Source organism: Jeotgalibacillus sp. ET6, from assembly GCF_029667115.1.
Lineage (GTDB): Bacteria > Bacillota > Bacilli > Bacillales > Jeotgalibacillaceae > Jeotgalibacillus.
Map to the genome: position 1 here is coordinate 562,167 of NZ_JARUIU010000001.1, position 21,789 is coordinate 583,955.

The 21,789-nt window shown below is 41.0% G+C and carries 22 protein-coding genes; 7 read left to right on the top strand and 15 right to left on the bottom strand.

Translation table 11 applies throughout. The features are described from left to right. Positions 1–77 precede the first annotated feature (77 nt). From P6709_RS02860 to P6709_RS02875, 4 genes are read right to left on the bottom strand one after another with little or no spacing between them, the layout of a single operon-like run. A complete protein-coding gene (locus P6709_RS02860) occupies positions 78–812 on the bottom strand; it encodes a LysM peptidoglycan-binding domain-containing protein (RefSeq protein ID WP_278239370.1) in 735 nt (244 codons plus the stop codon). Then, on the bottom strand, positions 790–1,407 hold the full coding sequence (locus P6709_RS02865) for a CPBP family intramembrane glutamic endopeptidase (protein WP_278239371.1): 618 nt from the start codon (positions 1,405–1,407) through the stop codon (positions 790–792). The genes P6709_RS02860 and P6709_RS02865 overlap by 23 nt, the downstream gene beginning before the upstream one ends. Next, positions 1,382–2,854, bottom strand: coding sequence for a RecQ family ATP-dependent DNA helicase (locus P6709_RS02870; RefSeq protein ID WP_278239372.1), 1,473 nt, complete (start codon positions 2,852–2,854; stop codon positions 1,382–1,384). Before P6709_RS02870 ends, P6709_RS02865 begins: the two co-directional genes overlap by 26 nt. After that, positions 2,791–3,912 carry a helix-turn-helix domain-containing protein gene (locus P6709_RS02875; protein ID WP_278239373.1) on the bottom strand — a complete coding sequence of 374 codons (1,122 nt, stop codon included), beginning with the start codon at positions 3,910–3,912 and terminating at the stop codon, positions 2,791–2,793. Before P6709_RS02875 ends, P6709_RS02870 begins: the two co-directional genes overlap by 64 nt. A gap of 220 nt (positions 3,913–4,132) precedes the next feature. Here P6709_RS02875 and P6709_RS02880 point away from each other — a divergent pair, with 220 nt between their 5' ends. After that, on the top strand, positions 4,133–4,381 hold the full coding sequence (locus P6709_RS02880; protein ID WP_041058062.1) for a ferredoxin: 249 nt from the start codon (positions 4,133–4,135) through the stop codon (positions 4,379–4,381). Between the two features lie 40 nt (positions 4,382–4,421). On the opposite strand, the gene P6709_RS02885 is transcribed toward P6709_RS02880, so the two are convergent. The 8 genes from P6709_RS02885 to P6709_RS02920 all read right to left on the bottom strand — a co-directional run bounded on the left by P6709_RS02885 (position 4,422) and on the right by P6709_RS02920 (position 13,446). Beyond that, a complete protein-coding gene (locus tag P6709_RS02885) occupies positions 4,422–5,756 on the bottom strand; it encodes a hypothetical protein (protein WP_278239374.1) in 1,335 nt (444 codons plus the stop codon). Further along, on the bottom strand, positions 5,734–6,297 hold the full coding sequence (sigX, locus tag P6709_RS02890) for an RNA polymerase sigma factor SigX (protein WP_278239375.1): 564 nt from the start codon (positions 6,295–6,297) through the stop codon (positions 5,734–5,736). Before sigX ends, P6709_RS02885 begins: the two co-directional genes overlap by 23 nt. Positions 6,298–6,563: 266 nt before the next feature. Then, on the bottom strand, positions 6,564–8,342 hold the full coding sequence (locus P6709_RS02895; protein ID WP_278239376.1) for an ATP-binding protein: 1,779 nt from the start codon (positions 8,340–8,342) through the stop codon (positions 6,564–6,566). Then, the gene (locus P6709_RS02900; RefSeq protein WP_278239377.1) at positions 8,339–9,055 is read right to left on the bottom strand and encodes a response regulator transcription factor; all 717 of its coding nucleotides are present in this window, start codon (positions 9,053–9,055) and stop codon (positions 8,339–8,341) included. Before P6709_RS02900 ends, P6709_RS02895 begins: the two co-directional genes overlap by 4 nt. Positions 9,056–9,124: 69 nt before the next feature. Beyond that, a complete protein-coding gene (gene ccsB, locus P6709_RS02905) occupies positions 9,125–10,312 on the bottom strand; it encodes a c-type cytochrome biogenesis protein CcsB (RefSeq protein ID WP_278239378.1) in 1,188 nt (395 codons plus the stop codon). Continuing rightward, positions 10,296–11,972 carry a cytochrome c biogenesis protein ResB gene (gene resB / locus P6709_RS02910; RefSeq protein WP_278239379.1) on the bottom strand — a complete coding sequence of 559 codons (1,677 nt, stop codon included), beginning with the start codon at positions 11,970–11,972 and terminating at the stop codon, positions 10,296–10,298. Before resB ends, ccsB begins: the two co-directional genes overlap by 17 nt. A gap of 17 nt (positions 11,973–11,989) precedes the next feature. After that, positions 11,990–12,523, bottom strand: coding sequence for a thiol-disulfide oxidoreductase ResA (gene resA / locus P6709_RS02915; protein ID WP_278239380.1), 534 nt, complete (start codon positions 12,521–12,523; stop codon positions 11,990–11,992). A gap of 194 nt (positions 12,524–12,717) precedes the next feature. Next, entirely contained in the window at positions 12,718–13,446 is a 729-nt protein-coding gene (locus tag P6709_RS02920; protein ID WP_278239381.1) for a pseudouridine synthase, read from the bottom strand. Positions 13,447–13,617: 171 nt separating this feature from the next. Here P6709_RS02920 and P6709_RS02925 point away from each other — a divergent pair, with 171 nt between their 5' ends. From P6709_RS02925 to P6709_RS02950, 6 genes are all read left to right on the top strand, one after another. Then, a complete protein-coding gene (locus P6709_RS02925; protein WP_278239792.1) occupies positions 13,618–14,382 on the top strand; it encodes a segregation/condensation protein A in 765 nt (254 codons plus the stop codon). Then, positions 14,369–14,977 carry an SMC-Scp complex subunit ScpB gene (gene scpB, locus P6709_RS02930; RefSeq protein WP_278239382.1) on the top strand — a complete coding sequence of 203 codons (609 nt, stop codon included), beginning with the start codon at positions 14,369–14,371 and terminating at the stop codon, positions 14,975–14,977. Before P6709_RS02925 ends, scpB begins: the two co-directional genes overlap by 14 nt. Before the next feature lie 260 nt (positions 14,978–15,237). Continuing rightward, positions 15,238–16,326 carry a D-alanyl-D-alanine carboxypeptidase family protein gene (locus tag P6709_RS02935; protein WP_442905287.1) on the top strand — a complete coding sequence of 363 codons (1,089 nt, stop codon included), beginning with the start codon at positions 15,238–15,240 and terminating at the stop codon, positions 16,324–16,326. 6 nt (positions 16,327–16,332) lie between these two features. Next, positions 16,333–16,932 (top strand): nucleoside recognition domain-containing protein, encoded by a 600-nt coding sequence (locus tag P6709_RS02940; protein ID WP_278239383.1) that lies wholly within the window; start codon positions 16,333–16,335, stop codon positions 16,930–16,932. Then, on the top strand, positions 16,932–17,462 hold the full coding sequence (locus P6709_RS02945; RefSeq protein WP_278239384.1) for a spore maturation protein: 531 nt from the start codon (positions 16,932–16,934) through the stop codon (positions 17,460–17,462). Before P6709_RS02940 ends, P6709_RS02945 begins: the two co-directional genes overlap by 1 nt. Positions 17,463–17,519: 57 nt before the next feature. Then, positions 17,520–18,059 carry a DUF309 domain-containing protein gene (locus P6709_RS02950; RefSeq protein ID WP_278239385.1) on the top strand — a complete coding sequence of 180 codons (540 nt, stop codon included), beginning with the start codon at positions 17,520–17,522 and terminating at the stop codon, positions 18,057–18,059. A gap of 257 nt (positions 18,060–18,316) precedes the next feature. Here the strand turns inward: P6709_RS02950 and P6709_RS02955 are convergent, their stop codons facing one another. The 3 genes from P6709_RS02955 to P6709_RS02965 all read right to left on the bottom strand — a co-directional run bounded on the left by P6709_RS02955 (position 18,317) and on the right by P6709_RS02965 (position 21,788). After that, complete coding sequence (locus P6709_RS02955) at positions 18,317–18,670, bottom strand: GNAT family N-acetyltransferase (protein ID WP_278239386.1); 354 nt, start codon at positions 18,668–18,670, stop codon at positions 18,317–18,319. Between the two features lie 259 nt (positions 18,671–18,929). After that, complete coding sequence (gene lysA / locus P6709_RS02960; RefSeq protein ID WP_278239387.1) at positions 18,930–20,243, bottom strand: diaminopimelate decarboxylase; 1,314 nt, start codon at positions 20,241–20,243, stop codon at positions 18,930–18,932. A gap of 81 nt (positions 20,244–20,324) precedes the next feature. Continuing rightward, positions 20,325–21,788 (bottom strand): spore germination protein, encoded by a 1,464-nt coding sequence (locus tag P6709_RS02965; RefSeq protein WP_278239388.1) that lies wholly within the window; start codon positions 21,786–21,788, stop codon positions 20,325–20,327. Position 21,789 lies beyond the last annotated feature (1 nt).

The window sequence follows — 21,789 nt, forward strand, 5'->3', positions numbered from 1 at the left end:
CCTCTTTTAATTTATAGTACTTTCTTCGCTTTAATTCTAATTAAGTCCTTCTTTTTATCATAAACTCGACCAATAAATTATTGAGCGGGAATTTTCAAAACCTGTCCTTCTGAAATTTCATTGCTGCTGAGACCATTAAGTTCTTTGATTTTTTCAACCCAGTCACCGCTTCCAAAATAGTTAACGGAAATACGGTATAACGTTTCGCTTGACTGAACTGTGTGAGTAGCAGAAGAGGTTGTTTCCTCTTCAGGTTCAGCAGCAGGCTCCGCTTGTTCTTCCACAGGTTCTTCTACAGTTTCATCCTTAGGCTCTTGAACTGTTTCTGTCGTTTCGCTTGTATCCTCTTCCTGCGCTTCACTGCTTTCGCTCTCATTGCCTGCCTGAGAGGTTTCCGCACTTGGCTGAGTTTCTTCGGCTGCTTCCTCTTCTTCATCCTCCTCAGCCGCAGTTACAGATGATGGAGATGGGTCTTCAGCCTGAGCATTCTGATTTTCCTGCGTGCCCTGTGCACGCTCAACTTGAACTGTGTTATCCCGGTCCATTGTTGCGTTTGTAACTCCACTTTCCGAACTATTAAATGTTAAAGATAGGATGGCAACGGTAACGGGAAGAAGTACGAACAAGCCAACCAGCACCCTTATGAGTGGAAAAGGTTTTTTTTGTGCAGCTTTCTCTTCTCTTTTCTTCCCGTGCAGCGACAGCCTTGAGGTCTCAGCTCCGCCATCTATTTCCGAGTGATTATGTTGATCCACTGCACTAATTTCCTGTCGTGTTTTATTTGCCTGATCACGATAAGGATCTCGTTTCATGTAATTCCCCTTCTTTTCTTTTTTTATGTTTTGCAGATTGCTGAATATACAGTCCTAAAAATAAATTAACAATAAAATGAAGACAGATGGTTGACCAAATATTATTCGTCCACTCATATATTCCCCCAATGATCAAACTGAGAATCACAATATTCAGGGTAAGATACCAATGATTTAAATAGCGAAAATGAACAATGGCAAAAAGTAAGCTGGCAAAAAACCAATTTGTGTTTGTTTGAATAATTCCTCTAAACAACAGTTCCTCTGACAGCGCCACTATCACTGCCAGCCAAAAAAGCTGAGCAGTACTTGCATTTGAAAACAATTTCTCATTGATTCCGCCATCATCATAGTAATGACCGGGAAGGGTTTTCATCAGCCAGATGTCTGCTAAAACGATAAGCAGCCCTGCTGTAAGACCAATCAGGATGATAGAAGGTGAAAGGTCTGCTATCCCAATCAAAATGGGATCATTTTTAAATAAGAAGCTTCCGAGTAAAAAAGCAGCTGTTAAAAAGAAAAGCTGAGTTCCAACAACAGAAGCCAGCAGCTGCTTATGCGAAATACGATCAAGTGTTTTTTGTTGACCGGACATTTTCACTCTCCTTAAAGATTGTTGACAGCCGCTCCTGCCAGGTCAAATGTGTATTTAAAGATTCCTGATTGTCTTTAAATGGATCAAGAGCAAAACCGCAATGATCACAGCAAAGCAGCTGGGGCACCGGCTGATCTTCATCAAAACACTGAGTAATTTTCTGTCTCCTGCAGACATCTGCAGTCACATATTCAGTCATTTGAATCATTTTACTTTTCTTTTCTAAAATTCGAGTTGAAATCTGTTGATCAACATGGTTAACCCAATTTTTTTTCAAACTGTCTTTTTTAGCGTAATAATGTAAAACTCTGTTTTGAACTTCTGATAATCCTATTTGTTCTTCAATCTTCTTGAGATCAGAGGATGTATTATACATTTTTTCAAACTCACTTATTTGACGTATGGATGGTCTTTCAAGTTCCAGTAAATTTGTCGTAATTTGTTCATCCTTAGATAAGTATAACAGGATTGACAAACTTTTATTACCGTCACGGCCGGCTCTGCCAATTTCCTGAACAAATGCTTCCATGCTCGAGGGCAGATGAAAATGGATAACAGTCCGGATATTCTCTTTGTTAACACCCATTCCAAAAGCACTTGTAGCAAAAATCCAGTCAAGCTGGTCTGTAATAAACTGCTGCTGAATAAGAATTCGCTGGTCCTGCTCAAGCCCTGCATGATAGCTTGAAATTTTTTTGGAAGTTGTTTGATTCATCTCGCTTGCAAGTTCATCAGCCAATTTTTTACTTGAAAAGTAGACAATGCCTGGTGATGCAAGCGATTCTATATAGCCCTTTAATTTCAGAACTTTTTCTTTAAAAGTGGAAAGCTGATCGACCCTCAAAGCAATATTGGGACGGTTGACTGAATAAATCCATTCATTAGGATTGTCCATATTTAAAATTTGACAGATGTCCGCCCGGATTTTGACTGTAGCGGTTGCAGTTAATGCAAGTGTCACCGGATTTCCTAAATCTTCTTTTATTTTTCCAAGAGTAAGGTAATCAGGCCTGAAATCAGGTCCCCATTGTGAAATGCAATGCGCTTCATCCACTACGAACAGATTAATCCTGCAGGATGATAACGCTTCTTTCATTTCCGGGAGATTCAGCATTTCGGGTGAAATAAAAATAAACCTGTAGTAACGGAGATTTTTAAGTGCCCGTTTTCTTTCTTTAAAAGCTAAAAAGGAATTAAGTGCTATTACTTTCTTTTCCCCTCTGAATTTTATTTGTTCAACCTGATCCTGCATAAGGGAAAGTAAAGGGGATACGATAAGGACCTGTGATTGAGTAAGATAAGACGGAAACTGATAGCACAAAGATTTACCTGAGCCTGTAGGCAGCATAGCTACTGTATCCTTTCCTGCCATAATGCTCTCGACTATTTCTTTTTGACCATCTCTGAAAGACCTGAACCCAAAGTGTTTAAATAAGGTATCTTCCATTTGCTTTCCATCCTTCCTTTTGATACGAGAACCAGCCTGATTTGGAAAAAGCTTGCATCGGGCACCATTTCTTTTATTTCTTTTATCCTTTTATTATTTAATTGAGCAGCAGCCTGCCAGATTTCCTCCTGCATACTATGATGCACATAACGGTCTATTGAAAAAGAATGAATCATCAGGGTAATTTCGATAATATGATCCTCAATCGTGCTCTTCTTTAAATTACGAATACGAGCAATTTGTTCAACAGAGTACGCTTGATTAATGTAAATCAGCGTTTTTTCAGAGGAAACGGTCAGGACAAATTCCTTTTGTGTAAGATCTTCCTGCATCGAGTAGAGAATGGGATACTTATTCTGATTCTGAATTTCATTGAAAATAAAATGAAGACTGTTTAAAAATCGAATATGTACTTCCCAAATATCGATGGAGAAATAGCCGGCTAACTGGTTCGCAGTCATTCCAATAAGCTGATAACCGGTCATTTGCTGAATGATAAAATCAGGGTGGTCAGGAAACTTTTCTTCCGAACATAGGTCAGTAAGTTCTAAAAATAATCTATTAGTATAATTATTTCTATCATTTCCCCATTTTAAAAACACCGATTTGACCCAATGCTGAACTTCCGGATCGCGCTGAACAGGGTAAAAGCGATTTTCTCTGTAAGCATAATTAGACAGCGACTGCGTTAGCAGCAGCAGTCTCTTCCAAAAAACCGCTGCACGATCATGGTACAGCCAGCCTTTTAAATGATTTGGAAAATGATGAGAATTAAAATAGTCTTTGAGCGCGTTTTCCCCTTCTTTTGACACATTCCATCTTTGTTCATCCAGCTGTAGTAAGTAATTACTGTGTGCCAGCCGGGCACAGCTTAGATCAAACGTTTCTCTGGTTATGTCCGGGAAGATTTGAAAAAAATCCTGGGCTCCATACAAATGACCGTCTTGAATGGTTTGAGAGGTTTTTTTTCCGGATACTAAATGAAAGATTGCAGAACGGCTTCGATCTCCATTAAACAATCGAAAACAGACTAATAAGATCGCATCCAGATATGTCATAGAAGCTCTCCTTTCAAGAAGTCATTGCTTCATTTTACCATGTTTTTGTCGATCATTGTCCGTTTTCTTTTTGTCGAATCGGGTAAAATTTAAGTATAATGGTGAATCAGAGCTAAGAATAAACATCTTTCTATTGAAAAACTTCAATGACATGTTTAGAATGATACATGATACTTTTTTCTTGTTTTCAGAGGATTTACTGAATTAGGAGGGAATTTAATTGGCGAAATATACAATTGTTGACAAAGATACATGCATAGCTTGCGGCGCATGTGGGGCTGCCGCTCCAGATATTTATGATTATGATGACGAAGGGATCGCTTTTGTCACACTCGATGACAATGAGGGTACAGTGGAAGTGCCGGATGTTTTGTTTGACGACATGCTGGACGCTTTTGAAGGCTGTCCTACTGATTCGATTAAAGTTGCTGATGAGCCATTTAATGGAGATGCACTTAAGTTCGAATAGATCATAGAAAAAATGCGAAAACCCATGGTTTTCGCATTTTTTATTTCATCATATACATATTGGGGCCAGCTGGAACTGTGAGTGGTTTTTCAAGATCAAACCCAAGCTCATTAAAGTCTTCTATATTTTCAAACATTACCTCTTGTATGCCAAATGATTCAGCCGTCAGAAGGACTGCTTCAATAAACCGTTTCTTTTCTTCAACAGAATACGCATTAATCTGTTCACTTGGTGTTACGGTTAATAGCTCGTTCTCCTGAACCGTTTGGATTGACAGTTCTTCAGGCAGAGCTGTCAGATAATCTTCATTAGGAGTAACCTGCTGCATTTCTGTAAAAGCATCTTCAATAGTCGCAAAAGATTTTTCAGACTGAGCAAAATAAACTTGGGAACTGCGCTCATTTCTGAATAAATAATAGCCTTTATTATCATTGCTCAAAGAAATTTCGAGTTCCATTTCCTCATCTAAATTGACCTTGTCACCTTCTTCATTAACAAAAGTAAATCCAGTGTAATTACCGCTTCCAAACGTTTGCTTCAACACCAGTTCCATTAAGTCAGGAGAAAAAGAGTCCTGTGTGTATTCATTGTTCTGATCAATCACACCATTGATGCCGTTTTGCTCTGTTACTGATAAATGATTTGCTACAGGATGGTAGTTAATAAACCCCATTCCTTCTTCATCAATTTCATTTGCCCATCTGTTATACAAGTTAACAGCATTGTCCTCATTTTCTTTATCCGGCAGGAGAAAGGTGAAAGGAATGACGTACCCTTCCTCAGTTACCAAAGCTGTTTTTAAATAAGTGTGCCCGGCCGCTTCCGCAGTAAATAATGAAGTTTTTTGAGAAGGATCTTCGTCAGCAGGAGTTTGAACCGCTGCATCTTGATTTTCATCTGACTGCTCTTCCTCACTCTCTGGCTTAACGTGAGAATCAGATTCAGTATTTTCGCTCCCAGTGGCACCATCGTCAGCAAATTCTTCTTCCCGGTCCTGATCCGGAGAGCTGGCGTGTTCTTCTGCAGCTCTTTCATCAAGACTGAAGTCCTTTTGTTCTTCTTCAATCGAGTTCGCTGAAAAATTTTCTGTCTGCTCCTCAGCGGACCCATCAGCGGCAGAATCAGCCCCTTCATTGCCAGAAGAAAGATTAAACTGCTCATTAGTGGCAAAGAACGGAGGGATTAAAAGAAGTAGAAGCAGTAAAGCAGCTAAACTGGCTGCAACAGGAATCCAGCCTGCCCGCTTTTTATCCTTCTTACGTTCATTTCCTTTAATTTTTTCATACATTACTTGGCCAGATTGCCTGTTTTTAATAACAGGCATTTTATTCAACATCTTTTCAATTTCCTTGTCATTCCACTTTGAACCGCTCACTGCCTTCTTCCCCCTCTCTTTTTGACATTTTATCTCTCAGGCTTTTAATAGCACGATGCTGTGTAGTCTTCACTTTTCCTTCTGTCCATCCTAAAATCTGTGCCGTTTCAGCTATACTCAACTCTTGAATGTACCGCATAATGACCACCATCCTCTGGTCGGTCGTGCATTGATCAAGACATGCATACAACTCTCTCATACTTTCATTTAATTCAGCTATCTCAGATGGTAAGAGGGAATCAGCAGCTTGCTCTTTTTTAGACCAGTCAAAGCTGCTCATGATTCTTTTTTTTATGGTCGACTGCTTTCTGAAATGATCAATGGCTACGTTTTTTGCAATGGAAAACAGCCAGGTTTTTTCAGAACTCTTCCCCTGAAAGCCTTCGTAGGATTTCATTACGCGAATAAAGACCTCCTGCATAAGATCTTCTGCTATATCTCTATTTTTCACTAGATAGATTAAGAATTGAAAAACATCCTGCTGATAATCCGTATATAATCGTTTAAAAACGGAGTCCATATCAGTCTCCTCCCCGTTCAATTCATTAGTCGTATAAACAAGTAAAAAGTTTCACATCTAGTGTACTATAAGTGCAAACGATTAAACAGATAAATTGGGATAGACTGCCAGACAGTGATTGAAAGCTCTAAAATATGTTAAATGGTTTTCAAGTCACCCTAGATACCGACCTGATATTGCCTGAAGAGTTCTCTGAAAGAAGAAGTGACCTAAAAAAAATCCTCTGCATTTTGTTTCCACGCAAAGGATTTTTCTCTTAGCTATCTTGCTGTGAATCTTAATCTTTTTTACAGCTGCTTGTAAGGTAAACGAAACCTGAACGTTGTTCCCTGATTCAGGTTGCTTTCTACTTCGATTGATCCATTATGTGCTTCAATCAGGTTTTTTACAATGGCCAGCCCAAGGCCTGTACCAGCACGTCCACGCGTCCTTGCCTTATCCGCTTTATAAAAGCGTTCAAAAATATAAGGCAGATCCTCTTCCGGAATTCCGATCCCAGAGTCGCTTACTTCAATGACTAAACTGCGGGAATCTGTGGTTAAAGCAAGCTGAATGAGTCCTCCGTCATGAGTATGACGAAGAGCATTGTCTAATAGATTGGTTAGTACTTGTTCCATTCGGTCCGGATCAAAACTCCATTCCTCTTCCTTGGAAAGTTCAGAATCAATCGTCAGCTTAATATCTTTTTCTTTTGAACCTACATTAAATTTATTTATAATTCGCTCCATAAAAGGAAGTACGGGAAGTGTTTCGTAGCGCAGGGTAATATGACCTGCTTCGATCCTGGCAAGATCAAGAAGTTCATTTACGAGGCGTCCCATTCTTAGAGATTCATCATAAATGATTCTGGCGATTTCCTTCTTCTCTTCATCTGACTGTGGAATATCGTCCACGATCGCTTCGCTGTAACCCTGGAGCATTGAAATTGGCGTCCGGAGTTCGTGAGATACATTGGCAATAAAATCTTTACGCAGTTTCTCAAGTCCTCTTTCCTCTGTCATATCCCGTATAACCGCTACCGCACCGCGAACTGCATTCCCGCTGTAGAGAGGACTGAGAATCGTCACAAATGTTCTTCCTAAAATGGACACTTCCCCCACCTGTTCTTCATCCGTTTCCATCACGCGCTCAAGAAGTTCCTGGAGCTGTGGAGGAAGCGCTTCATTTCTGCCTGATTCCTGCTCCTGATACCAATATTGCAGAAAACGGTCCGCTGGCGGGTTGGAAATTAAAATAGTGCCATCCCTGTTAAATGTAATGACTCCATCTGCCATAGAACTTAAAATACTCGACAGCTGCTCTTTTTCCTGACTCAATGCATCCAGATGGTGCTTAAGCTGTCTGCCCATTTGATTAAAAGCGGTGGCGAGCTCTCCAATTTCATCCTGAGTAAGAATGGGAACCTTCGTATCAAACTTGCCTCTCGCTACTTCAAAAGCTCCTTCTCTCATTCTTCTTAGGGGAGCGGTGATTCTGGTGGAAAGAAAAAAAGCAAAGATTGTTGTAAGAATAATAGCAATACCTGCAGCAAGAACAATGATTCTGGTCGTTTGCTCAGTGGTCTGCTGAATGGCTTCCAGCGATTGATAAACGTAAACAGCACCAGTGCTTCCATCTGTAAATGTAAATGGTACACCTGTGATGATGACATTGTCATACCGGTTTGAGGAAGTATCCGACTGCAATGAAAGCTCCTGCTGAACAGATTTCTGCTGCTCAGTTACAGCAGTAAAAACCCTGTTTTCTTCAATGAGATTTCTAACATCCTGCTGATATTCCGTATTTCCCCCTGAAGCAAATGTACCGACATTATCGATTGTGACCAGCGCATAAACAGGCTCATCTACAATCTCAGAAATAATTTGAAGGCTGAGATCCATATCACTGTGATCTTCTAAAATCCTGGATATTTTCTGGGCTTCAAACTGTAAAGACTGCTCAACTTCTTCCACATGGTAATTTTGAAAGAATTCCAGCAGTAATATGGTTAAAATGAACAGGACAAAGCAGACAAGCAATAGAATTGTCATCCAAAGCTTGCCAACTACACTTCTCCATATTCTCATTCATCAAGTACCTCGAATTTATATCCTACTCCCCACACAGTAACGATCATTTTTCCGGCCTGTTCAGACACCCTGTTTAATTTTTCACGCAAACGCTTAACATGGGTATCCACTGTTCTAAGATCGCCAAAAAATTCGTAGTGCCATACTTCTTTTAATAATTGCTCTCTGTCGTATACTTTGTCGGGACTCTTCGCAAGAAACAGCAACAACTCATACTCTTTAGGCGTAAGTGTTACTTCATGTCCATCAGCCGTGACGCGATGCGCATCATTATCGATGACGAGGTGCGGGTAGGCAATCATGTCTTTCGCTTTTGTATCCGTTTGAAGATAGTTTGTAGTAGAAGATCTGCGCAGCAATGCTTTCACTCTGAGCACTACTTCCCTTGGGCTGAATGGTTTAACAATATAGTCGTCTGTTCCAACCTCAAAACCCTGTACACGGTTTCCCTCTTCTCCCTTGGCTGTCAGCATAATCACCGGTGTCGCTTTCACTTCTCTTAGTTCGCTGCATACCTGGATGCCGTCTTTGCCCGGCATCATTAAATCAAGTAAAATGCAATCAAAGTTTTCTTCAAGGGCAAGAGAAAGTGCCTGGTCCCCGTCCTCTGCTTCAACGATTGAATAGCCTTCGCGCTCAAGATACATTTTTAAAAGACGTCTGATTCTCTCTTCATCATCCACAACTAGAATATGGCCCATTTCACTCATTTTGTTGCCTCCTTATGACGTTGTCCGGTTATTTAAATAGAGCCCTCACATCAAGTGAGGGCATATGTTTTACGCGTAGGAATGCAAACCGGCAATGATTAAATTAACTGCAACCAGATTAAACATAATAATAGCAAAACCTATAACAGCAAGCCAAGCAGAACGGTTTCCTTCCCAGCCTTTTGATAATCTCAGATGAAGGAATGCGGCATAAAAAAGCCAGGTAATTAAGGCCCATACCTCTTTAGGGTCCCAGCCCCAGAATCGCGTCCAGGCGATTTGTGCCCAAATCATAGCGAAAACAAGACCGCCTAAAGTAAATACGGGAAATCCAATAAGAATTGAACGGTAGCCTATTTCGTCCATTAGATTTAAGTTTACACGTTTAACGAGCGGCTGAAGCAAAGCGGAAATACTTTTTCTTGTTACCAACCGCAGTATTAAGTAAAGTGCTGTACCTGTAAGAATGGACCATAACACTGTATTCAGTCTGCTTGCATTGACAATAGACGGCATTTCCAATGAGGTGGCAAACTGTCCCTCTGTCAGCAGCTCCGCCTGATGCGGAACAACAAGAGCAGGCAATGCAAACTGTGCGGTTTCTGTTTGCTCTTCAGGATTTACATAGGAGAATTCTGTTTCATAACCTGCAATGGATCCTGCAGTCGTTGACACAATAAATCCAACAACGATCACTAAAGTAAATAAAACGGCCTCCAGCCAAAATCTCTGTTTCCCTCTCTTGGTTAAATCCACATCTTTTAATAGATAGATTAACCCTGCAACAAAGCTTACTGCAAGAATCGCTTCACCCGCAGCAACTGTAGAAACATGTATAGCCAGCCAGTCACTCTGCAGTGCCGGAATTAAAGGAGATACATCCCGGGGAAACATGCTTGAATACGCTATAACGAGAAGCGCAATTGGCAGTGCGAAAACCCCTAAAACATGCGTGCGGTAAATGAAATAAATGATGATGAAGGCTGCAACAAGCATCATGCCAAAAAAGGTGATAAATTCAAATAAATTACTTAACGGGGCATGTCCGGCTGCAATCCATCTTGTAATAAAATAGCCGAGCTGTGAAACGAATCCGGCAATCGTTATGATAATGGCAATGGTTGCCCATTTATTTTTCCCTGTCTGATTGGTATGCTTTTTTGATTTAATCGAGCCTGCGAAAAAAACAGTAGCGATTAAATACAGCACGAACGCTGCGTAAAGCAAGGTACTGCTAATACTAACTAGTTGAGTCACGGTTATTTTCCTCCTTTGCGTCAGCGGATTCCTTTTTATTCAGGTTCTCTTCCTGGTGGTCTTTCGGCTTATCCAAACCGGTCGTTTCGAATGCATACTCGAGATCTTTCCGGAACCCAAACCAGTTTTTGTTAGTGTGGCCAGCAGCCAAAAGTCTTCCATCCGCCGTCTTTTTCAGCCACAATCTTCTATGATTCCAATAAGCCCCCTGCACAACCCCAATCATAAAGACTGCTCCGCCAAGACCTAAGATCCAAAGCGTCAAGTCTTTCCGAACGGTTAAGCCGGAGACATCTCTTGTCTCAACTCCCGCAAATTCCAAAGCATAATCATTTTCACCAAGTGGTTCCAGGTTACGCTGGATGCCGATAAAAGCTACTTCACCATCGGGATTTTCAGGTGAAAACAATCTGACCAAAAATGCAGGGTTATTTGGAATCGGTGAAACAGACTGTGGTTCACCATCTTCAAATCCGGAGAAGTCAGGATAATACTCAGTAAGCTCAACACTGTAGCCATTATCCAGTTCATACACTTTTTCCGGGTTGTCAAATTGTATCGTAAAGGATCCGACCGATTCCTCTGAAGCTTTCTCTGTCAGATTAAAACTCATGGAAGAGTACTCGTCCTGCCGGAAGTCAACTTGATAAAGAGCAAACTGATCAAATTTAAAAGGCTGATTAACTTGAATTGCCCCCTGCTGAATTTCAACCAGTTCTCCCTGCTGTCCGGCAATACTGCCTTCTTCTCTTTTAAATAGATGAGCATCGGTCTGATAGTTTTTTGCAATCGCACCTTCACGCTCTATCGTATTATTAAATACTTCGGAATCTTCTCCCTGCTGGTATGTCTCGACTGTAAACCCATCGCTTTTCAGAAAGTATTCCTGTCCTGTTCCGGGAATAGCCATCGTTTCACCTTCGCGGATCCACATATTTTCATCCACATACATCCCGGGAACAAAACGCAGCATTCCGCCGATTAAAAAGATGATCAGACCAATGTGATTAATATAAGGACCCCATCGTGCAAATCTTCCTTTTTCAGCCAGCAGGTGACCTTCTTCTTCACGAATGCGATAGCGCTTTTTTAAAAGCCGTTCTTTTATTTGTGCGATCGATTTTTCAGGCGACTCTATTGAGTAGCTGGAAAAAACCCTCTGTCTTTTCATAAACGATTCATGACGGTTAATACGCTGATGCTTCAATGCTTTATAAAGAGGAATAACTCGGTCAAGACTTGCGATAATAATAGATGTACCAATAGCCCCTATCAATAGAAGATACCACCACGAACTGTACAAATCGTGGAAACCGAGCACGTAATAGATTTTTCCGGCTATTCCATATCGTTCCTCGTAGTAAACATTTTCTGTTCCATTCGGAATAAACAATGCTTGAGGGAAAATCGTTCCCAGCGAAGATGCAATTAATGTAATGACAATCAGCCATACTCCTACCTTAACTGAGGAGAAAAAATTCCATATTTTATCTATTATAGAAAGGTTGTACGTCTGAGACCTTCTTGCCATGCCTTCATATCGCATTACATCTGCTGTTTTTCTGTTTTCTGCACTTTCTGATAAAGCGCGCCCACATGATAAGCATAGCTCTGTTCCTTCCGGATTCACGTGACCGCACTTGCAGGTTATTTCATTCATGCGTAAGACCCCTTACCTTATGGCTTAATCATTTCCATGTAATCAGCTACCATTTCTTCTGTCATTTCACCCTTGATTACCTTCACTACCTCGCCCTCCGGGTTCACTAGCAGGGTTGTCGGCAGCGGTCCGATTGAATAGGCGTACATGACATCTTTTTGGGCATCGCGGACTACAGGAAAAGATAAGTTATACTCATTTGCAAAATTGGCAACCTGAAATTCTGATTCACCCACATTAACGGCAAGAATCTGAACGCCTTCATCTTTATACTCCTGATACTGATTTTCCATATATGGCATCTCTTTTTCACACGGTTTACACCACGTGCCCCAAAAATTCAGAAATACTCCCTGACCTTTATAATCAGAGAGACGATGAGTTTCCCCGTTAAGATCTGTCAGTTCAAAGTCCGGCGCGGCGTCTCCTGCCTTTACCAGCATTCTTTCATCATCTGTTAAAGTAGAGTACAGGGTATAAACAACTGCTGCGATTAATACTGACAAAATGGACACCCTGATAAGCAGGCGTTTTTTTTTGCGTTTGCTCAATGTTAGACCTCCTGATACAGCTTAGTTCATTTTAAAAGCTCGGATAGATTCCTTGCCATTATAGCACTTGTTTAAGGAGCTTAAGGGATCAGTATTTGAATGAACTGTGAAAACTAGTCTTATATAGTCAGTATTGACCCTAAATACAAGATAAAACCACAATCCTAATGAAGGATTGCAGTTTCAGCCGGTCATTATTTAGTGCCGCTTTCTGCCAGAGCCCGCAGCTGTTTAACTTCGTGCGGAGTTAATTCTCTGGAATCCCCCGTGCTTAATCCGCCTAGATGGAGAAAAGCATAACGTTCCCGTTTCAGCTTTTGAACCGGGTGGCCGATTGCGTCAAACATTCTTCTCACCTGACGATTTCTCCCTTCATGGATGGTTAGTTCCACAATGGTCTTGTTTTTAGCTTTGTCTGCTGAAACCACCTTGGCCTTAGCAGGTGCTGTCATTCCATCTTCAAGCTTTACACCCTTTTCAAGCTTTCGAAGGGATTCTCTTGACACAAGACCTTTTACTCGTGCAATATACGTTTTATGCACTTCGTACTTTGGGTGAGTCAGCAAATTAGCAAACTCTCCATCATTCGTCAGAAGCAAAAGACCCGATGTGTCATAGTCAAGTCTTCCAACAGGATAAATGCGCTCATCTACATAAGGAAGAAAATCTGTAACTACTTTCCGATTCTTATCATCACTTACAGCCGAAATGACACCTGTTGGTTTATATAAGAGAAAATAAACTTTATTTTCACGTTCAATTTTTATTCCTTCAACTTCTATCACATCTGAAGGAGTAACCCTTGTGCCAAGTTCAGTAATGACTTTGCCGTTAACTTTAACTTTTCCAGATGAAATCATGTCTTCTGCTTTTCTGCGTGACGCGATTCCCGCGTGAGCAATTACTTTTTGTAAACGTTCCATTCGTGCACCTCATTTTACTTGTTGTCGTCCTTAGTGCATTATGGCACATAACGTCTTAAAAGCAAACTCTCTGTCTATTTAAACAGGGTAATTGACGGTTTTCTCCTATTGGAACCTCCTCTGGGATGTTTTATACTAAAGTGAAGAAGATTAAAGGAAATGGTGGTTAAAATGGAATACAGCGTAAAAGTAGATGCTTTTGAAGGTCCGCTGGACTTATTGCTTCATCTTATTCAAGGGCTTGAAATTGATATTTATGATATCCCGATGGCGGACATTTCTGAACAATACATGCTCTATATTCGTGCCATGAAGGTGCTTGAATTAAATCTTGCGAGTGAATATCTTGTGATGGCTTCCACACTGCTGGCTATTAAAAGCAGGATGCTTCTTCCTAAACATGAGGAATCATGGGAACAAGATGAAGAAGCCTTTGAAGAAGAGGATCCACGTGATGAACTAGTGGAAAGATTAATTGAATACAGAAAATACAAGCAAGCAGCCGCTGAATTAAAGGAAAAAGAACAGGAACGCGGAAGCTTTTACACGAAAGCTCCGGTTGATCTTTCTCAATTTGAAGCACAAAAACAAGATTCGCTTGAGGATATGCAGATTGATCTTCATGATTTGCTGGGTGCCTTTAATAAATTATTAAGAAGAAAAAAATTAAAGAAGCCCATGTCAGCGAGAATCTCCAGACAGGAGGTTTCGATTGAAAAAAGAATGGAAGAAATTTTATCAGATTTAAGAAGCCGCAGAGCACCCTCATTGTTTCATGAAATGTTTCCTGTCACCGAGAAACCGCATATGGTTGTTTCTTTTTTAGCGGTGCTGGAGCTTATGAAACGGAATGAAATTACGATTAAACAGGAAGGTAATTTTTCAGATATTTTAGTGGAAGCATTTGAAGGAGTGAACTTAGTTGCACAACCGTAAATTTGACGCTGTCATTGAAAGTCTTCTTTTCGCTGCCGGCGATGAAGGGTTAAGCATCTCCCAATTGTCCGCTGTCCTGGATATTTCCATGCAGGAAGCGGAAATCGAGATCAATACATTAAAAGAGTCTTATTCTGAGCAACATAACCGGGGCATTCATCTTGTAGAATTAGCGGGCACTTATCAATTGGCTACCAAAAGAGAGATGACACCCTACATAAAAAAACTCGTTGAAAGTCCGGCAACCTCCACACTGTCACAAGCAGCTCTTGAAACACTAGCCATTGTAGCTTACAGACAGCCTATTACCAGAATGAGCATTGAGGAAATCAGGGGGGTAAAAACGGACAGACCTCTGCAGACACTCGTTTCAAAAGGGCTGATTAAAGATGCCGGCCGTGCTGAGGGTGCGGGACGAGCGATTCTTTATGGTACTACACATGAATTTTTAGATTATTTCGGCTTAAATGATCTGTCACAGCTCCCTCCACTGACAGAGGATTTAGATGGAGCAGATGGTGATGAAGAAACTGATTTATTTTTCAGGTCTCTGCAAAACAGCTTAGGAGAAGAGGCATTAGAGGATAAAGAATAAGTAAATCGGTATACTGTAAGACACTTCATAAAAGAATGTTTTTCGGAATGAATGAATCTTGATTCATTGTTCTGAAAACATTCTTTTTTTATTCAGTTTATCGAGTGTGCGTTCTATTTAAACAGCTTGAAGTTTCTTATTCCTGGATGTATGAAAAATCACCTTATCTTTCAGTTGATCTTGCCGCAGTCTCTTTTTTGTCATGAAGGACAAGTTTCCACATACGCTATTCTATACATTAATGTTGGATGGTGAAAAAAGTGAAGCTTATTGGCAAATTACTCCTGATTTTTGTTTTTTGTTATCCGTCCATCGCATTCAGTGCTAAGGCTGCACCCGCACCTTCTGCTTCAGCGGATCAGGCCATCCTGATAGAAGCAGAAAGCGGACGTGTTCTATTTGAGAAAAATGCACACAGGGAGCAAAAGATCGCAAGCATAACTAAAATCATGACTGCACATTTAGCTATAAAGCATGGCGACCCGTCATCCTTAGTAAAAATCAGTCCCGAAGCTTCGGTTACGGAAGGATCAAGCCTGTATCTAAAAGCAGGGCAAAAGGTCTCTCTTTCTGACCTTGTCTATGGACTGCTGCTTCGCTCAGGGAATGATTCGGCAGTCGCAATTGCAGAACATATCAGCGGAAGTGTTGAAGACTTTTCAAAGCTGATGAATGAAGAAGCAAAAAAAATCGGGATGAAGAACTCTCATTTTACAAACCCGCACGGATTAGATCTTGACAACGAACACTATTCCTCATCCTACGATATGGCTTTGCTGACAAAGGAAGCAATGAAAGATGACTTATTTGCCGAAATCTTTGGAACGAAAAGCCATAAAGCTGAATCCCTTGATCCTTCACCTGTCTGGAATAATAAACATCGGCTTATTACAGGAATGTATCCGCACGCCACAGGAGGGAAAACCGGTTTTACTAAACAAGCTGGACGTACCCTTGTAACCACAGCAAAAAGAGATGGCATGACGCTGATTGTCGTCACGATCCGGGCATCAAATGATTGGAATGATCACATGAATCTGTTTGAATACGGATTTGCGAACTATAAAAAAACGGCCATTCTTCACCCTGACACCCTCCCCCCTTTTCCCGGTCAAAATAAAAATGAATTTTATTCACTTGTAGAACCCTTTGAATATCCTTTGACAGAAAAAGAAAAACCGCTCGTAACAATCGAAGGGAAAATTCCATACAGCAGAACGTCTCCCCCGGTTGTAACTGTAAAACTGAAAGATGAGGTAATTCATGAACAGGAGCTGATAAGGGAAACACGTGCCTCCTTTTTTTCAAATTGGGACAAATTTCTCGAGAAGGTGATTTTTTGGCAGTGATCACAGATGGTTAATTTAATTTGGATAGGAATGATTGTGGTCGGTCTTATTTATAGTGTAGTGAATGGCACTACATCAAAAGTCAATACAGCCATGTTTGATGCTTCAACTCAAGCTGTTCAGCTGGTGATTGGGTTTATTGCGGTCTTTACTTTCTGGCTGGGCATGATGGAAATTGCTAAACAGTCCGGACTATTGGATAAGCTGACTGCCTTTTCAAGACCCATTCTATTAAAACTGTTCCCTGAACTTTCTCCTAAAGATCCTGCACTCGGATTCATTATGTCAAATATGACAGCTAATTTTTTTGGTCTTGGCAATGCAGCTACACCTTTCGGGTTAAAAGCCATGACCGCTCTGCAGGCAAATAACCCTGATCCTGCAGTGCCAACAAGATCAATGATTACATTTTTATGTCTGAATACCGCTGCTCTTACTTTATTCCCCACCACTGTTATTTCTTTGCGAATGACGCATGGAGCACCTGATCCAATGGACATCGTTGTACCCGCTTTTTTAGCAACCTGCTTTTCCTGTGTCATTGCGATAACATTAGACCGGTTATTTTATATTTTCACAGTGAAACGCAGCCGTAGGAGGAGATAATGAATACCATAGCAGCAATATCCACCTTTTTTCTCCCGGTTTTGGTAGGTGTAATCCTTCTTTATGCTCTTATAAAAAAAACAGATGCTTACGGAGCCTTCACTGAAGGAGGCAAAGAAGGCATCCGGTTATCCGTTTCACTTCTTCCATTTTTACTAGGGATGCTTGTAGCGATTAATATATTAAGGGCTTCGGGCTTTCTGGATGCGATGAATCAGGCGCTTTCACCCGTTTTGATCTGGCTTTCGATTCCGCCTGATTTACTGCCTCTTTTGTTTATAAGACCCATTTCAGGATCAGCATCTCTTGGCATGGTTGCAGACTTAACCGCTACATACGGGACGGAACATTTTATTTCAAGAGCGGCAGCTATCATTCAGGGAAGCACAGATACAACTCTTTATGTATTAACCGTATATTTTGGCGCGGTGGGCATTAAAAAGATGGGACGAGCGCTTACCATCGGTTTACTCGCAGATCTCGCGGGGATGACTGTAGCGATCCTGATCACTATTTGGTATTTTGCTTAAATCTTTTTGATTCTTGATCTTATGTGCTACTATGGTAGGAAGATTGGAGGTGTAAGGATGATTCATCAATATCCTCAATCCTATATTGACTATCTGGTGCATTTCCATGGTGATCGGGACTATTTTGAATGCCATGAAATACTTGAAGAGTATTGGAAAGAAAATACACCTATGGAAAGAGATTCGATTTGGGTTGGCTGGATTCAGCTGGCTGTTGCCCTATACCATCAGAGAAGAAGTAATTTTTCTGGAGCCGGGAGAATGATTAATAAAGCACTTGAGAAATTCAGGCTTCATAGTGAAGACCTCAAGACGTTTGGAGTCGACAGCCGCTTTTTTATGGAGCAATTGCAGGAACTAAAAGCTGCTATTCAAGCTCACACTCCCTATACAAGCTTGCAGCTGCCTATAACAGATCAAAAATTAAATCAAATGTGTCTGCTCAGAAGTAGTGAAAAAGGATTTCAGTGGGGGAAAGAAAGTGATCTAAGCAATCAAATGATAACCGATCGACACAGACTTAGAGATCGGCAGGATGTAATCCTTTTAAGAGAAAGGGAACTAATAAAACGAAAAAAAAGGTCAGCATCTGAATAAGATGCTGACCTTTTATGAGCCTGAGGGGAAAAAAGTGTCTTAAGCTCTTTGCCCGGTTCGCTGCTCTTCAATCGTACGTTTTCCTCAAGAACGGAGGCTTGATCCCTTTAAGGACTTTACCCTGTTAAGTCTCAAGCAACCCTTCAACTCCGCTGACCTCATACTATAGATATATTCTTACTCATTATTTAAGCTTATATGAGTTTTGTTCCAGCCCCGTTTTGTGTTTAAACAGTCACTTCTATTGCTATGGCCATCTATTCAGTTTCTTCACCCATACACTTTGATAGAAACCGCTCTGTGTAGTCAGTACTCTCAAATCGCTTGTCCGGGTGCATTTCACGCAGTGTTGAAATCATCTTTTTGCCAATCCCTTCATTTCGGTGGGAAGGACTGACTGATATATGCTGAACAAGAATTTTTTCCTCATCCGCTTTTATGCCGACTAAGCCTATTATATCTTCTTCTTTCCATAAAAAAAGCCGATTCGCCTTATCTTCTTCATACATTTTCATCGATAACTGCAATTGTTTAATATCCTTTTCCGTTGGCATAAAGGACATTAAGCCCATGGCAATCTTTTCAAAGGATTTTTTGTATCTGATTAGCATAGTTACCCCTCATTGTGGTCGTGATAGTGTTCATTCATTACAAGCAGGGATCCGCACTTCCTCTGCAACCGTACTTAATCATACTAAAAAAAGAGAGGTAATTCAACTATAGACACGAATCCTCTAAACGATAAACGCCCAATAAATAATCCCCCAAACAATTCCACCCGCTACTAATAATCCAAACAGCAAGCCATTTTTTGATTTCAACTTCATCACTCCCTTACATCATAAGCGTCCATAGATTAATAGTAGACGCTTATTTATGTGCATAGAGTGGCAGATCCTGCCGGACTAAATCAGCGTAAGATTCTCTTTTTATAACGAGTGAAGCCTTTCCATTCTCTACAAACACTACTGCCGGTCTAGGGATTCTGTTGTAATTATTTGCCATCGCGTATCCATATGCTCCTGTGCAGAAAACAGCTAAAACATCACCGGGCTGTGCCTTGGCAATCGGAAGATCCCAGATCAGCATATCTCCTGATTCACAGCATTTCCCTGCAACAGCTACGGTTTCTTCAAAGTCGGCTTCAGGACGGTTTGCAATTACAGCTTCGTACCTTGCATCGTATAATGCAGGTCTTATGTTATCACTCATACCGCCATCAACCGCCAGATATTTTCTGATGTCCGGTACAACTTTGGATGAACCTACTGTGTATAGTGTTGTACCTGCATCACCTACGAGAGAACGGCCAGGCTCAATCCAAATCTCAGGCATGGAAAGAGACGCACTTTTCATCAATCCTTTTACTTCAGTTATTATATCCTGAACATAATCAGATGGAGCGATCGGAGTATCTTCTTTCGTATAACGGATTCCAAACCCGCCGCCCAAATTCAGCACCTGAGATGCATAATTGTATTTGTCTTTCCAGGAAGCAAGTTTTTCAATCATCTTCTGCGCAGCTTTTTTAAATCCTGTTGTTTCAAAAATCTGCGATCCAATATGGCAGTGCAGCCCGAGAACCTTTAGTTCACTTTTTTCCAAAGCCTGCTTTAACGCTTCTTCTGCCTGACCATTTTGAAGATCAAATCCAAATTTCGAATCCTCCTGCCCTGTCAAAATATAATCATGGGTATGCGCTTCGATACCTGGAGTTACTCTTAGCAGAATGGAAGCTTGAGTTTTCTTGGATCGGCAAACTTCAGCTAGCATTTCCAGTTCAAGAAAATTATCCACAACAAAACAACCAACACCGTACTCAATGGCCATTTCTATTTCATCTTTACTTTTATTATTGCCATGAAAATGAATTTGGTCCGGATTAAAGCCTGCCTGGATGGCTGTGAAAAGCTCTCCTCCTGAAACTACATCTAAACTTAGACCTTCTTCTTCAATAATTTGAATCATTGCAATAGATGAAAAAGCCTTGCTTGCATAAGCCACCTGAGATGTTACCCCTAAATCGTCAAAGGTTTGTTTGAATCCTCTAGCGCGCTCACGAATAAGCGCAATATCATACACATAAAGAGGGGTGCCATACTCCTTAGCAAGTTCGATGGCGTCTACCCCTCCAATTGTTAAATGGTCTTTTTCATTTGTGCTGGATGTGCCGTAATAATGCATAATACAGTTCCTTTCTTTCTGGACAAAATATCCTTTACTAATTAGTTGAACTGTACCATAACCATGCATTATAAATCAATTTCATTCTCCTGTAGGCTTTTGTCTTACACGGTCTTTCGTTTTGACAATCATAGGTCTCAGCATGGCGCTGGTCATTGGAAGCCTCATGATTATTCTAAGCATGGCCTTGGGTCTGAATGGGGCAAGAGGCCAGAGATAAGGTGTAGAAAAAGATTTAGTATTCATTAAATATAAAATATAAATTGTCAGCCCAATAACCAGACCGTCTATGTGAAAGATCCAGACAAGAAGCAGCAGAGAAACCCTTACCATCTTATTTGCGACACTCAGCTCATAGCTCGGGGTAGCGAATGTACCAATAGCGGCAATCGCTACGTATAAAATGACCTCTGGTACAAACAATCCCACATCAATTGCAATTTGCCCGATCAGAACGGCAGCAATTAAACCCATGGCCGTTGACAGCGGTGTAGGAGTATGAATAGCAGCTATTCGTAAAAATTCAATTCCTATATCCGCTATTAGAAGCTGAAGAATCAGCGGTACATTCGTATCTTCTTTCATGCCAAGAAAGGCCAGCGATTCCGGTCTGAGATCAGGGTCAATTGCAAGCAAATACCACAAAGGCAAAAGGATCAGGGACGATATAATTCCCATGAGACGAATCCATCTTATAAATGTACCTACAGCTGGGGACTGGCGGAATTCTTCCGCATGCTGCACATGGTGAAAATAAGTAGTCGGCGTTATCATGACGCTTGGTGATGTATCGACATAAATACAAACATGCCCCTCAAGCAGATGAGTGGATGCAATATCGGCCCTTTCAGTAAACCTGACTAGTGGATATGGGTTGAATCCCTGTTTAACGATATATTCTTCCAGTGATTTATCTGTCATGGTCAGTCCGTCTACATCGATGGCTTTCAGTTCTTTTTTTATTGCATCGACTAAGTCCTGATTCGCCAAGTCCTTAATGTATCCTACCGCCACATCCGCTTTGGACCTTTGTCCAACTTCCATCATATCAAAGCGTATTCTCTCATCACGTATGCGTCTTCTCGTCAGTGCTGTATTCACAATGATATTTTCAACAAATCCATCACGGGATCCCCTGACGACTTTTTCTGTATCAGGCTCTTCTGGCTGTCTGCCCGGATAACTCCGTACATCCACAACATAGGCATGCCTGTCCCCTTCAACCTTAATTGCAATCAGACCTGAAAAAACCTGGCGGATTAAATCGTCCACGGTATCAACAGTTTCAACTGATTGATGAATTAAACGATTATGTACAAGCGAAGAAATATGGGAGCGCTCATTTTTCGGAACGTCAATTTCCACAACTTCCTCAAGAAGCTGCATGATAAATAATGTATCACATAGTCCATTGACCGCATAAAGATGAACAGGAGTGCCTGAAACGACAAACTTTCTTACCATAAAGTCGAAGCTCTCACCTAATCCGGCTCGTGAAGTTAATATTTCATCTAATTGTCCTGCTTTTAAAGGTAGGGACTGCATA

Coding starts and splice junctions, on each gene's coding strand:
- P6709_RS02860 (WP_278239370.1), bottom strand. CDS start 812: ATGAAACGAGATCCTTATCGTGATCAGGCAAATAAAACACGACAGGAA.
- P6709_RS02865 (WP_278239371.1), bottom strand. CDS start 1,407: ATGTCCGGTCAACAAAAAACACTTGATCGTATTTCGCATAAGCAGCTG.
- P6709_RS02870 (WP_278239372.1), bottom strand. CDS start 2,854: ATGGAAGATACCTTATTTAAACACTTTGGGTTCAGGTCTTTCAGAGAT.
- P6709_RS02875 (WP_278239373.1), bottom strand. CDS start 3,912: ATGACATATCTGGATGCGATCTTATTAGTCTGTTTTCGATTGTTTAAT.
- P6709_RS02895 (WP_278239376.1), bottom strand. CDS start 8,342: ATGAGAATATGGAGAAGTGTAGTTGGCAAGCTTTGGATGACAATTCTA.
- P6709_RS02900 (WP_278239377.1), bottom strand. CDS start 9,055: ATGAGTGAAATGGGCCATATTCTAGTTGTGGATGATGAAGAGAGAATC.
- resB (WP_278239379.1), bottom strand. CDS start 11,972: ATGAATGAAATAACCTGCAAGTGCGGTCACGTGAATCCGGAAGGAACA.
- P6709_RS02920 (WP_278239381.1), bottom strand. CDS start 13,446: ATGGAACGTTTACAAAAAGTAATTGCTCACGCGGGAATCGCGTCACGC.
- P6709_RS02925 (WP_278239792.1), top strand. CDS start 13,618: ATGGAATACAGCGTAAAAGTAGATGCTTTTGAAGGTCCGCTGGACTTA.
- P6709_RS02940 (WP_278239383.1), top strand. CDS start 16,333: ATGGTTAATTTAATTTGGATAGGAATGATTGTGGTCGGTCTTATTTAT.
- P6709_RS02945 (WP_278239384.1), top strand. CDS start 16,932: ATGAATACCATAGCAGCAATATCCACCTTTTTTCTCCCGGTTTTGGTA.
- P6709_RS02950 (WP_278239385.1), top strand. CDS start 17,520: ATGATTCATCAATATCCTCAATCCTATATTGACTATCTGGTGCATTTC.
- P6709_RS02955 (WP_278239386.1), bottom strand. CDS start 18,670: ATGCTAATCAGATACAAAAAATCCTTTGAAAAGATTGCCATGGGCTTA.
- lysA (WP_278239387.1), bottom strand. CDS start 20,243: ATGCATTATTACGGCACATCCAGCACAAATGAAAAAGACCATTTAACA.
- P6709_RS02965 (WP_278239388.1), bottom strand. CDS start 21,788: ATGCAGTCCCTACCTTTAAAAGCAGGACAATTAGATGAAATATTAACT.